This window comes from Seohaeicola sp. (assembly GCF_048006315.1).
GTDB lineage: Bacteria > Pseudomonadota > Alphaproteobacteria > Rhodobacterales > Rhodobacteraceae > Seohaeicola.
On the sequence record NZ_CP180350.1, the window covers coordinates 1,957,647 to 1,970,616 of the forward strand.

At 62.4% G+C, this 12,970-nt stretch carries 13 protein-coding genes; all 13 read right to left on the reverse strand.

Annotated features, from left to right (window positions below):
• Window positions 1-6: 6 nt before the first annotated feature.
• Window positions 7-999, reverse strand: coding sequence for an SLAC1 anion channel family protein (locus ACMUJL_RS09855; RefSeq protein WP_375568619.1), 993 nt, complete (start codon window positions 997-999; stop codon window positions 7-9).
• Between the two features lie 96 nt (window positions 1,000-1,095).
• Complete coding sequence (locus ACMUJL_RS09860) at window positions 1,096-1,968, reverse strand: amidohydrolase family protein (protein WP_068294144.1); 873 nt, start codon at window positions 1,966-1,968, stop codon at window positions 1,096-1,098.
• Window positions 1,969-2,053: 85 nt separating this feature from the next.
• The gene (locus ACMUJL_RS09865) at window positions 2,054-3,814 is read right to left on the reverse strand and encodes an AMP-binding protein (protein ID WP_068294148.1); all 1,761 of its coding nucleotides are present in this window, start codon (window positions 3,812-3,814) and stop codon (window positions 2,054-2,056) included.
• On the reverse strand, window positions 3,811-4,314 hold the full coding sequence (locus ACMUJL_RS09870) for a MarR family winged helix-turn-helix transcriptional regulator (RefSeq protein WP_375568617.1): 504 nt from the start codon (window positions 4,312-4,314) through the stop codon (window positions 3,811-3,813). Before ACMUJL_RS09870 ends, ACMUJL_RS09865 begins: the two co-directional genes overlap by 4 nt.
• A gap of 4 nt (window positions 4,315-4,318) precedes the next feature.
• Window positions 4,319-5,095, reverse strand: a complete 777-nt coding sequence (locus ACMUJL_RS09875; protein ID WP_068294150.1) for a crotonase/enoyl-CoA hydratase family protein — start codon at window positions 5,093-5,095, stop codon at window positions 4,319-4,321.
• 100 nt (window positions 5,096-5,195) lie between these two features.
• Window positions 5,196-6,521: a TRAP transporter large permease gene (locus tag ACMUJL_RS09880; protein ID WP_068294153.1), complete on the reverse strand. Its 1,326-nt coding sequence runs from the start codon at window positions 6,519-6,521 to the stop codon at window positions 5,196-5,198.
• A complete protein-coding gene (locus tag ACMUJL_RS09885; protein WP_416914239.1) occupies window positions 6,518-7,087 on the reverse strand; it encodes a TRAP transporter small permease in 570 nt (189 codons plus the stop codon). Before ACMUJL_RS09885 ends, ACMUJL_RS09880 begins: the two co-directional genes overlap by 4 nt.
• Before the next feature lie 91 nt (window positions 7,088-7,178).
• Complete coding sequence (locus tag ACMUJL_RS09890) at window positions 7,179-8,213, reverse strand: TRAP transporter substrate-binding protein (protein ID WP_068294159.1); 1,035 nt, start codon at window positions 8,211-8,213, stop codon at window positions 7,179-7,181.
• 85 nt (window positions 8,214-8,298) lie between these two features.
• Window positions 8,299-8,943, reverse strand: a complete 645-nt coding sequence (maiA, locus tag ACMUJL_RS09895; protein WP_375568613.1) for a maleylacetoacetate isomerase — start codon at window positions 8,941-8,943, stop codon at window positions 8,299-8,301.
• Between the two features lie 334 nt (window positions 8,944-9,277).
• The gene (locus tag ACMUJL_RS09900) at window positions 9,278-10,267 is read right to left on the reverse strand and encodes an ABC transporter substrate-binding protein (protein ID WP_375568611.1); all 990 of its coding nucleotides are present in this window, start codon (window positions 10,265-10,267) and stop codon (window positions 9,278-9,280) included.
• A gap of 66 nt (window positions 10,268-10,333) precedes the next feature.
• Entirely contained in the window at window positions 10,334-11,179 is an 846-nt protein-coding gene (locus ACMUJL_RS09905; RefSeq protein ID WP_375568609.1) for an ABC transporter permease, read from the reverse strand.
• Entirely contained in the window at window positions 11,176-12,108 is a 933-nt protein-coding gene (locus ACMUJL_RS09910; protein WP_068294167.1) for an ABC transporter permease, read from the reverse strand. The genes ACMUJL_RS09905 and ACMUJL_RS09910 overlap by 4 nt, the downstream gene beginning before the upstream one ends.
• Before the next feature lie 36 nt (window positions 12,109-12,144).
• A complete protein-coding gene (locus ACMUJL_RS09915; RefSeq protein WP_375568606.1) occupies window positions 12,145-12,945 on the reverse strand; it encodes an ABC transporter ATP-binding protein in 801 nt (266 codons plus the stop codon).
• Window positions 12,946-12,970: the final 25 nt, after the last annotated feature.

Consider the following 12,970-nt stretch of genomic DNA (forward strand, 5'->3'; position numbering starts at 1 on the left):
CTGTCGTCATTCCGGCTGGCAGATCTCACCCGCGCGCATGGCGCGCAAGGTTCTGAACAGAAGGGCGGCAATGATGATGACAAGGACCCCCATCAGCCCTGTTCCGAACAGGGCATGTACCGCCGATCCTGTGCGGTCGGCATAAAGAAAACTGGCGGCGGTCACGGCTGCGAAAGGAAAGGACAGCGCCCAGAAGGACAGTGCGAAGGGCAGCCGGACGATACGCGGCAGTTGCACGGCCACCAGCAGCGTGAACAGGTAGGCCCCATTCATCAGGATGCGTGCGAACGCGTCGATATCCCCGGTCAGGCGCACCCAGGCCAGAAACCCCACGGCGGGCGGCGCGATCAGGATGACCAGCGTGGGTTGCAGCCTGCCGGGCATCGGATCGTGAAAGATCAACCGGTTCATCACGAGGGTCAGCAGCACCACCCAGAAGATCAGGCCGACGGACAGGAAATACCAGCTGATCTCGACATAACCCATCTGCACCCCCGCGATCGGGACGATCACGTTGCCGACGGCGGGAATGAACCAGGCCGGTGACAGTTGCGGCGTCTGAAAGGCGCGGTGGCCGATCCAGCCGGAAATGACGGCGATGGTCAGTGCCCCTTGCAGACCCATGCCGAACAGCCAGAGCGGTTCGGCCAGTTGGGGCGCACGCGGCAATGTCAGCGTGGCCAGAAGCAGAAGCGAGATCGAGATGGCCGGAAAGAAGGCCAGCCTGACGGGATGGTTCCATTCCGCGCGCACCGCCGCCGGGTAGCGCGAGGCCTTCAGCAGGTAGACCGCCGCAATGGCCAGAAAGGCCGCGATGGTCAGCCAGTAGGTGACGCCCGAGGCCTGAGGCCCCAGGCCATGGGCTTTTTCAAAGGCATGCAGCGCCATGGAGAACCCCGACAGCCCCATCACGATGGCAAAAAATGTAACCGGGTAATGTTCCAGCTGGCTATGGCTGACGGGTGGCTGGACGGCGGCGGGGCTGGATGGGTGCGTCATGAGGCGAGTTTTTCATCTGCGACGGGTCTTGCGCGCATTTCATCAGCAAGGCGCGGGATTGTCACGCCCTGCCCTGCAGCCCCGCGTCCCTTTGCCCTAGACCATCCCCAGCAGGCGCGCCGCATTGTTCTTGAGGATGTCGGGGCGCAGTTCGTCCTTGATGTCGATCTTCTCGAAATCCGCCAGCCAACGCTCGGGGCTGATCATGGGCCAGTCCGAACCGAAAAGGACCTTTTTCCGCAGGATCGAGTTGGCGTAGCGCACCAGGATCGGCGGGAAATACTTGGGCGACCAGCCCGACAGGTCGATATAGACATTGGGCTTGTGCTGGGCGACGGCCAGCGCCTCTTCCTGCCAGGGGAAGGATGGGTGCGCCATGATGATCTTCATGTCGGGGAAATCCACGGCTACATCATCCAGGTACATCGGGTTGGAATATTTCAGCCGCATCCCGTTGCCGCCCGGCATCCCCGAACCCACGCCGGTCTGACCGGTGTGAAACAGGGCGATGGCACCCGCCTCCTGGATCGCCTCGTAGAGGGGATAGGCGAAACGTTCGTTGGGATAGAAGCCCTGGAATGTCGGGTGGAACTTGAACCCCTTGATCCCGTAATGTTCGACGAGGCGGCGCGCTTCGCGCACGCCCATCTTGCCCTTGTGCGGATCGATCGAGGCAAAGGGGATCAGCACATCGGAATTCTCGGCAGCCAGTTCGGCCACTTCTTCGTTCTTGTAGCGCCGATAGCCGGTCTCGCGTTCGGCATCGACCGGAAAGATCACGGCGGCGATGTTCTGCGCGCGGTAATGCGCGGCGGTTTCGGTGATCGTCGGCGGATGCGACCACGGCGCGCCAAAGTACTTGGCCATGGTGGATTGCAGATCGTCATAGCCGTCGTCGGAATGGCATCCGCAGGGTTCTTCGGCATGGGTGTGGATATCGATGGCACGGATCTTGTCTAGGTCGATCATGGTCAGTCCTTTCACGGGCTCGGACAGGGCGCTGACGTGGCGCCCCGGACAACAGGGGTATTGTGGATCGGGAAGCAGGGATGCCTCATAGCTGGATCACCTCGGGGTCGGCGGGCGCATAAAGCCTTTCGACAAGCGCGGCCCTGCGGGTCAGAACCCGCCTTGTGTTGAGGTTGCCCTTGGCCGTCATCTCGCCCTCGGCAAGGCTGGCGGGTTCGGTCATGACCATGGCGCGGCCGACACGCGTGGCCGAACCGGTGGCCGCCCTGGACAAGGGCCCAAGCCGCTCTGCGATCTGGTCGGCAAGCCCCGGTTCGGGGCGTCCCACCGGAAAGATCAGCACACCCAGCGTGTCGCGGTCATGCCCGGTGATCACCGCATCGGCGGCAAGCCCGTCAAGCGCGGCAAGGATCTGTCCCCGCAGGCTGGCAACCCGGACCCAGGTGCCCGAGGTCAGCTTGAAATCATCCGAGATACGCCCGTCGAAGGACAGGCCCCTGTCGGGCTGGGCCGGATCGACAAAGCGCACCGCATCGCCCGTGATCAGGAAGCCCTCGTCGTCGAAGGCTTGCGCCGTCTTTTCAGGATCGTCGAGATAGCCTTTCAGCACATTCGGTCCCTTCACGCGCATCTCGAACCGGCCTTCATCCTCGGGGATCAGGCAGACCTCGGTGCCCGGCAAGGGAACGCCCACGATCCCGGACCGGTTGATCCGCTCGTGGGTCAGCAGCACGGCCGGGGCGGTTTCGGTCATCCCCCAGCTCGAGATCATCAACGGCACATCGCCCGTGACCTCGCGCGCCATGTCCGCAAAGCCGGTCCAGACTTCCTGCGGCAGGGACGCGCCCGCGTAGAATGTCAGATCGAGACCCGTGAAGAAGCGGCGGCGCAGATCGGCATCCGCCTTGAGCGCGGCCAGTTGCCGGGAAAAGCCGATGGGCACGTTGAAGGCTAGCGTGCCGGTCTGCATCTGCATGTTTTCCAACGTGCGGGGAAACAGGGCGTCCGTCGGCTTGCCATCGTCGATATAGAGCGCGCCGCCATTGGCCAGCATCATGTTGAAATTATGCGATCCGCCAAACACATGGTTCCACGGCAGCCAGTCCAGGATGCGCGGGCGGCGCGCGCGCAGCAGGGGCAGGACATCGGCGATCTGGGTCTGGTTCACGCACATCATGCGATGTGTCGTCAGCACGCCCTTGGGCATGGAGGTCGATCCCGAGGTGAACAGGATCTTGCCCAATGTGTCAGGTGTGACGGCGGCATGGGCGGCGGTCACATCCACCGCCGCATCGCCCTGCAGGGCCTGGTCCATCGACAGGGTCCGGCGCGCAGGGTCGGGGCGGCTTGCGATGACGGGAATGCCGGCCAGGGCCGGAAGGTCCAGGGCTGCGGCGCAGGTGGCTGGATCATCGACATGGATCAGCGAGGGGCGCACGGCCCGCACGATATGGGACAGCCGGTCATGGGCGCCGGGGATCAGGGCATATTGCTCGGCCACGGGCACATTCGCCATGCCCACATATTGCGCCGCCAAGGCCAGCAGGCCGTGGTCTACGGAATTGCCCGACAGCATCAGGACGGGCCCGCTGGCCGCAAATCCCTGCCCGATCAGCCAGCCGCCCAGCGCCTGCACCATCTGCAGCGCGGACCGGTAATCCAGTTCGCGCCAGCCCGCGCCCGAACGGTCCGCAAGGAAAATCGCATCAGGCGTTTCCCCTGCCCAGCGATGCAACCAATCCCCCGTGGTGTTGGCCACAGGGCCCAGCGGATGGGCCGAGCGCAAGAGGATCCGGCCATCTGCGCGGATATCCGAGAGAACCTGCTGCGCAAGACATCCCGTCATTCCTGTGCCCCCTGTCCAGAGCGGTCGATGCGGCGCAGCAGGGCAACAAGTGTTGCCCGCTCCTCGGCGTCGAGATCGGCCAGCATCACATCCTCATGCGCCTGAAGCGCGGCGACAGCCGCGCGGCGGCGGCAGGTTCCGGCCAGGGTCGCGCGGAGCGCGAAGGACCGCCGGTCAGTCAGAACGCGGTGGCGTCCGATCAGGCCTGCCTCTTCCAGCGCGTCGATGATCAGAACCGTGTTCGACCGTTCCATGTTCAGGCTGGCCGCCAGTTGCGACTGCGTGACATCGGGCGTGTCACAGATGACCGACAGCGCGGAAAAGGTGGTGATCCGCAGGCCGAGCGGTTCAAGAACACGGGCGGCATCCGCCATGATGATGTTGGTGGCGCGTTTCATCGTATAGCCAACAAGGTCGCGCAGGGCACGGTCCAGCCCGAATTGCGCCGTCGTGGCCTCGGCAGGTTTCACATCCGGTGCATGTTTCTGTTTGCTGCTCATGGCGTCACCGGAATTGCGGGCTGCGCTTGTCAAGGAAAGCCTTGAGACCCTCCTGCGCATCGGGGCTGGTCTGGGTCAGCGCGGCGCACAGGCTTTCGGTGAACAGCCCGTCGGCCTTGGACATGTCTTCGATACGGGCCAGTGCATGGATCATCACATAGTTGGACAGGCCCGCGTTGCGCGCGATCTTTTCGGCCAACTCCCGCGCCAGGCCCATCGCCTCGCCCGGACCGACGCTGTAGTGGCACAGGCCAAGGCGCAGGCCTTCCTCGGCATCGTATTTGCGGCCGGTCAGCATCATCTCGGTCATCCGATCCGCACCCAGGATACGGCCAACCCGGACAGAGGCGCCTCCGCCCACGTAGATGCCGCGCCGTCCTTCGGGCAGCTGGAAGATCACCGAAGGTTCGGCGATGCGCACATGGGTTGCGGTGGCCAGTTCAAGACCGCCCCCGATCACCGCGCCGAACATGGCCGACACGACCGGCAGGCCCGAATACTGGATCTTGTCCATCACCGCATGCCAGGACCGCGAATGGCGCAGCGTGCCTTCGGCATCGCGCGCGACATGCTCGCTCAGATCGAGGCCCGAACAGAAATGGCCCTCTGTGCCGGTCAGGATCACCACCTTCACCCCTTCCGGTGGCTGCGAAAAGAAGGCATCCAGTTCGGCCAGCAACTGATCGTTCATTGCATTGCGCTTGTCCGGCCGGTTCATCGTCAGGGTGGCGACCGGTCCGTCGATCTCGAGTTTCAGGGTCTGTAACGGCTTTCTGGTCATTGGCTGGCCTTTTTGGCTATGTGTCATAACTATCTGGACGAAAACGGCCCGGGATTTCATCCGGCGCCACCGTCAGCAGGGGGCGCCGGACGCGTCGTGGTCAGTAGAGAAGGCGCAGGGCGAACAGGGTAATGCCCGGAAACAGAACAAGAATGATCACGCGAATGATATCGGAGGCCACGAAATACATCACCGCCTTGTAGGTCTCGATCATCGGGGTCAACCGGTCCATCGAGTTGATGACGAAAAGGTTCATGCCCACAGGCGGGGTGATCAACCCCACTTCGACGACGATCAGCACCAGGATGCCGAACCAGATCGCCACTTCCTCGGGGGTCATGCCGAAATCAAGGGCGCTGATGATCGGGAAGAAGATCGGGATCGTCAGCAGGATCATCGACAGGCTGTCCATCACCGCGCCGAAGACAAGGTAAAGCAGCAGGATCACGGTCAGGACCATCCACGGGCTCAATCCCAGCTCGGCGACATAGGTGGACAGCGATTGCGGCAACTGGGTCAGCGCCAGAAAGCCGTTATAGAACGCGGCCCCCAGCACGATGAAGAAGATCATCGCGGTGGAACGGGCCGTCGCCATGAAGCTTTCCACAAAGCTGTGCCGGTTCAGGCCACCGTTCACAATCGCGATCAGACCGGTACCCAATGCGCCGACGGCGGCCCCTTCCGTGGGGGTGAAGACACCAAGGTAGATCCCGCCGACAACGACCAGGAAGACGGTCAGCACCGGCCAGACATCGCGCAGCGCACGCAGCCGGTCGGCATAGGGCATGGGCTCGCGGGCGGTTCCGGCACGATCGGGATGAATGCGCGCATAGACGGCAATCGTGATCATGTAGCCGATGGCCGCCAGAATGCCCGGCACGAAGGCCGACAGGAACAGCTTGGCGATGTTCTGTTCTGTCAGGATGGCATAGACCACGAGGATCACGGAGGGTGGGATCAGGATGCCCAGGGTGCCGCCGGCCGCCAGCGTTGCCGTCGAAAAGCCACCTGCATAGCCGTAGCGGCGCAGTTCCGGCAGGGCGACCTGGCTCATGGTGGCGGCAGTCGCCAGGGACGACCCGCAGATCGCACCGAAACCGGCACAGGCGCCGACGGCGGACATGGCGACGCCGCCCTTGCGGTGACCAAGCCAGGCCTCGGCGGCCTTGAAAAGCGATTGCGACATGCCGCCCAGGGTCGCGAAATGGCCCATCAGCAGGAACATCGGGATGATCGACAGCGAATAGCTGGAAAAGGTCGAATAGGTTTCGGACTTCAGGCGCGAAAACGCCATGTTGAAGCTGCCGGTGGTGAAATAGAGACCGAACAACCCCACAAGGAACATGGCCAACCCGATCGGCACACGCAGGAAGATCAGTGTCAGCAGGACGGGAAAGGAGGCCATCCCGATTTCAAGGTTGGTCAATGGTCTGCTCCCCCGATGGACAGGATTGTACGGTTGCCGAAAAACTCGCCCATGCGGATGATTGCGATATAGACGCTCACGATGGCGGACACGACCGCAGCGACAAGGCTTGCGGCGTAGGACCACCAGACGGGGAACTGCAACAGGAACGTGGTTTCGCGATATTGCATCTTGGACAGCATGCCCTCGTAGAGTTGCATCGCGATCAGGATCAGGACGCCTGCGAATACGATATCGATCACCATCTGCAGCAGGCGGTTCGCCTTGAGCGGCAGCATGGAGGTAAAGATGTCCACCGTCGCATGACCGCCGGTGATCTGGCAGAAAGGTATGAAGGCGAAGATCGCAAAGGCGACGCCGGCCTCGACCAGTTCGAAGTCGCCCAGGATCGGCCCGACGCCCGCATCAAGCAGCGTCTTGGCGAAATCACCCAGAACAGCAACGACCGGCTCGGAATGCAGAAACCCGTTCAGCGTACGCCCCAGCACCGACACGCAAACAAGAATGATCAGCGCGGTCAGAACGATACCGCCCAGTATCGCCATGAAACGCGACAGATTGGTCATGAACCTCTGCATGTGTGCCCCTGCCTTGTCGAACTGTGGAAGCCATAGGAAAGTCCCGCGACGATAGCGCCGCGGGACCCTTTGTCACGTATTACTTCGTGTGCTTTGCGATCAGCGCACGGGCCTGATCGACGACAGCCTGACCATCAAGACCCGTCTTGTTCAGGTCTTCGATCCAGGCAGCCTCGACGCCGGAGGCTGCGGCTTTCCACTCGGCAACCTGCTCGGGTGTCAGGTTGATGATGTTGTTGCCACGATCCATCGCCAGCTTCATCGACGGCTCGTCGGCACCGGCCATGGTCTTGCCCGCGAAAGCCGAGAACTCCATGCCCGAATTGTTGTCGATCACCGCTTTCAGGTCATCGGGGAGGCTGTTGTACTTGTCCTTGTTCATCGCGAAGATGAAAGAGGTCGTGTACAGCGCATCATCGCCGAAGGTCGTGTGGTTGCCCACCAGTTCCGCCACTTTCAGCGCGGCGGTCACTTCCCACGGAATGACCGTCGCATCGATCACGCCCTTGGACAGCGATTCCGGGATCGCAGGCACCGGCATGCCGATCGGGGTCGCGCCCAGTTCGGTGAACAGCTTGGTCGTGGTGCGCGTGGGTGCGCGCAGTTTCACACCGTTCAGATCCGCGACCGAGGTGATCGGGTTCTTGGAATGGATGATGCCGGGACCATGGACCCAGACGGCCAGCGTCTTGAAATCCTTGTAGTCGGTTTCAAGCATGTTGGCTTCGGCGAATTCCCAATAGGCGCGGCTTGTCGCTTCGGCATTGGTCATGATGAAGGGCAGTTCGAACACTTCGGCCTGCGGGAAGCGGCCCGGCGTATAGCCCGCAACGGTCCAGACGATGTCGGCCACGCCGTCGATCACCTGGTTGATCAGTTCGGGCGGGGTGCCACCCAGCTGCATCGAGGGGAAACGCTCGATCTTGATGCGGCCATTGCTGTCCGCCTCGACCTTGTCGGCCCAGACGTCCAGGACCAACTTCGGCACGTTGGCCTGTGCCGGCAGGAACTGGTGCAGCTTCAATGTCACTTCCTGCGCATGGGCGGCCACGCTCATGCCTGCCAGCATGGCGGCTGCGGCGACACTGCGAAGCGCCGTTTTCATGAAAGTCATTCTGTTATCCTCCCTAGGATGTTGTGATACCGTCCGGCGTTGCCCCCGGTGCGGGTCTTCAATGACCGGATGACGTCCTGATGGATCAGGTTTCGAAATCCGGCTGGCGTGCGGGGTGCGCTTCGGCAAATGCCGCAAGCGCCTCGCAGCGCGCATTTATATCCATGATCCTTTCAAGGTGGCTGATATCCACCCCGAAGCGTTGCGCCGAAAAGACCTGTGGAACAAGGCATATATCGGCCAGACCCGGCGCATCCCCGAAACAGAACGGCGTTTCGCGGTCGCGCTTGGCCAGCAGCGCCTCGCAGGCCTCCAGCCCTTCGGTCAGCCAGCGGGTCAGCCAGCGCGTGGTCGCATCGGCATCGGCACCGAATTCATCGGCCAGGTACTTCAGCACCCGCAGGTTCTGCAGCGGATGGATCTCGCAGGCGATGACCTGGGCGAAGGCGCGGACGCGGGCACGCTCCAGCGGATCGGCGGGCAGAATCGCGGGATCGGGATGCGTTTCGTCCAGCCATTCGAGAATCGCCAGCGACTGGATCAGCTCTGCGCCGTCATCGGTGACAAGCGCAGGCAGCAGGCGCTGCGGGTTGATCGCGGCGAAGGCGGGGCTTTTCTGCGCGCCCTGCTTCAGGTGGACCGACACGAAGTCGTAATCCAACCCCTTGAGATTGAACGCGATACGGCAGCGATAGGAGGATGAGCTGCGGAAATAGCCGTAGAACTTCATGACCATTTGCCCGCAAGGGCACTGACGCAAGTCTAAATCATGAGCCCTCCTCCCAAAGGTTCCCGCGATTAGGATGTATACTAATAATTATGCATCATGTCAATTTACGATACCTTATCTCCGATCACCCGAAAAGAACGTTTCGCGACCGAACACGGATCGGGATCGACAGCCATCAAAACCGACCGCTTGGTTGACTTTGCGATCACAGGAGGGGCCTGTCAATACCCAAGTCGATGCCGCGGCAATGGGCCATCCCTTGGTCGCCCGCGTTTGCGCATGGAAAAAGGGCCGGCTTTCACCGGCCCTTTCACAAAGGAGCATCCGAAGAAGATCAGTTCAGCGCCGCATCGCTGATCACATGGGTCCATGCGCCTTCGGGCTGCTTGGTGATCACAGGATCCGAACCCGCAGCAAGAAGCGTCGCGACGGTCCGCTCGTAATCTGCCGGGTCCAGCGCGCCATTCGACCCTGCGGTCAGCTTGGCCACCTCGCCCATCATCCGCTTCTGATGCGCTTCGGTCTGGGCACCGGTCTGGTCATTGTCCAGAACGATCATTGCCGCCTCGTCCGGGTTTTCCTCGGCGTATTTCCAACCCTTCATGGACGCACGCACGAAACGGGCCATCTTGTCGACGAAGGCCGGGTCGGACAGGTTTTCTTCCAGCACATAAAGACCATCCTCAAGCGTGGCGACGCCCTGATCCTCGTACTTGAAGGTCACCAGTTCCTCGGGCGTCACGCCCGCGTCGATCACCTGCCAGTACTCGTTATAGGTCATGGTCGAGATGCAGTCGGCCTGCCGCTGGATCAGCGGATCGACGTTGAAACCCTGCTTCAGGACCTCGACGCCGTTCTCGCCCTTTCCATCGGTGGAAATGCCCAACTGGCTCATCCAGCTCATGAAGGGGAACTCGTTGCCGAAGAACCAGACGCCCAGCGTGCGGTTCTTCAGATCGGCGGGGGTGGCAATCCCTGCATCTTTCCAGCAGGTCAGCATCATCCCCGAGGATTTGAAGGGCTGTGCGATGTTCACCATCGGCAGACCCTTTTCGCGCGCGGCCAGTGCGGCGGGCATCCATTCCACCGTCACATCAGCGCCACCACCGGCCAGAACCTGTGTCGGCGCAATATCGGGACCGCCCGGCAGGATGGTCACGTTCAGGTCTTCTTCTCCATAGAAGCCCTTGTCGAGCGCCACGTAGTAGCCTGCGAACTGGGCTTGCGTCACCCATTTCAGTTGCAGCGTCACATCATCTGCGGCCCATGCAGGAGCGCTGGCCAACCCCATGGCAAGGACGGCTCCGGTCATCAATTTCTTCATGTTTCATACTCCTTGTTGAACTTTTGTTGTGCCCGGCCTCAACGGCTTCTTTTTTTGACGGCTTGTTTATCTGCGCTGGGACGGATGCCAGAAGGTCACCGCCCTTTCGATCCATACCACGATACCATAGAAGGCTGTCCCGGCGATGGCCGCGACAAAGATTTCGGCCCAGACCAGATCGATCGACAGGCTGCCGACGCCGGTCGAGATGCGGAACCCCATTCCCCGTGTGGGCGAGCCGAAATATTCGGCGACGATCGCGCCGATCAGCGCCAGCGTGGTCGCGATCTTCAACCCGTTGAAAACGAAAGGCATCGCCGCAGGCAGGCGCAGCTTCAACAGGGTCTGCATGTATCCCGCCGCATAGGTGCGCATCAGGTCGCGCTGCATGGCATCGGTCTCACGCAGGCCCTGCACGGTGTTCACCAGGATCGGGAAGAAGACCATGACCACCACGACCGCCGCCTTCGATTGCCAGTCAAAGCCGAACCAGCTGACCAGGATGGGGGCGATGCCCACGATGGGAAGGGCCGCCACGAAATTGCCCACGGGCAGAAGGCCACGTGTCAGAAAGGCCGATCTGTCGATCAGGATGGCCGTCACGATGGCGGCAGCACTGCCGATGGCGAAACCGGTCAGCGCGCCCTTGAAGACTGTCTGCCGGAAATCCTCCCACAACAGGTCGGTCGATGCCGCGAAGGTCTGCGCCACGGTCGAAGGGGCCGGCAGGATGACGGGCGACACGCCTAGACCGCGCACCAGCCCTTCCCACAGCACCAGCAACGTGATCCCGAAGATGACCGGCACCGCGATCCGCGCGGTGCGTTGACCGCCCCAGCGCGAATTGGCCAGCCAGGCGTTGAAGGCCCAGGCGCCAAGCCAGAAGACAAGGGCGATGACAAGCCAGGTCATGGCGCCATCCCCATGCGGCGCAGTGTGACGCGCTGCGCGATATCCAGCAGGGTGACAAGCACACCCGCCAGAACCGCCGCCGCCACAAGGGCCGCCCAGATCGCCAGCGGGGTGCCGAACTGATCCCCGATCAGGATGCGCGCGCCCAGCCCGCTGATGGCACCCGTCGGCAATTCACCCACGATGGTGCCCACCAGCGCCGCCGCGATCCCCACCTTCAGCGAGGTGAACAGATAAGGCACCGAGGCCGGAAGCCGCAGCTTCAGAAAGGCCTGAAAGCCCGAGGCGTTGTAGGTCTTGAGAAGGTCAAGCTGCGCATGGGCTGGCGAGCGCAGGCCCTTCACCATCCCCACCAGTACCGGGAAGTAACACAGATAGGCCGATATGATGGCCTTGGGCACGGCCCTGTCCTGAATGCCAAGCTGCGATGACACGACGATGATCATCGGGGCAAGCGCCACGATCGGGACCGTCTGGCTGATGATCGCCCAGGGCATCAAGCTCATGTTCACGACGCGCGAATAAACGATGGCGACCGCCCCCAGGATGCCCAGCGCCGTGCCCAGCGCAAAGCCCCAAAGCGTGGATTGCAGGGTGATCCAGCCATGATAGATCAGCGAACGTTTCGACATCGCCCGCCCGTTCAGCGCCATTTCGCCCGTGGTGCTCCACAGTTCGGTGGCAACCTGCCCCGGTGTGGGCAGGCGCGGCCGCTCCATCGCGTAGGTCTGCCCGATCTGCGCGGAATTGCGCAGCATCAGCGACCAGACCGATACCTCCTGGCGTTCCAGGGCCGTCTCGGGTTGCAGGACCGCGCCGGCGCGCTGCGCCTGGTCCAGCGCGACACGGATATTCATGGGGGCCACGGCCACATACCAGATCGCCAGGATCGCGATCAGAACCGTCAGGACCGGCAAGGCATTTCTCATGCAAGCCTCCCGTTGCGACGCGAAAGGCGCTCAGGCTCAATCATCATAGGCATGTCCCGCGCGCAGGCCCTCGCGAACGCGATGTGCAATCTCAAGAAATTCCGGCGTATCGCGGATCTCCAGCGGGCGCTCCCTTGGCAGCGGACTGTCGATCACATCGGTGATCCGGCCAGGCCGCGGCGACATCACGACGATCTTGGTCGACAGATAGACCGCCTCGGGGATCGAATGGGTCACGAAGCAGATCGTCTTGTCGGTCCGATCCCAGAGCTTCAGAAGCTGCTCGTTCAGGTGATCGCGCACGATCTCGTCCAGCGCGCCGAAGGGTTCGTCCATCAGCAGGATATCGGCATCAAATGCCAGCGCCCGTGCGATGCTGGCGCGCTGCTGCATGCCGCCCGACAGCTGCCAGGGATATTTCTTCTCGAATCCGCCCAGCTCCACCAGGTCAAGAACGCGCGCGACGCGCGCATCCTGATCGGCCCGGTCATATCCCATGATCTCCAGCGGCAGGCGGATATTTCCCCCGATCGTGCGCCAGGGGTAAAGCCCGGCCGCCTGAAAGACATAGCCATAGGCGCGCGCCTTGCGTGCCGCCTCGGGCGAGGTGCCGTTGACCGTGATCTGCCCCGCCGTCGGCTGCTCCAGATCCGCCATCACCCGCAGGAATGTCGTCTTGCCGCAGCCAGAGGGGCCGATGAAGCTGACGAAATCCCCCTTGCCGATGTCCAGTGTCACATCGCGCAAGGCATGCACCGGCCCGTCGCCGGTCTGAAAGGTCAGATCAAGCCCCTTGGCACTTATCACGGGGGCGTTGATCGCGGGTTGGATGGTCACGTCTGTCTTCTCCTGCTGGCAGCAG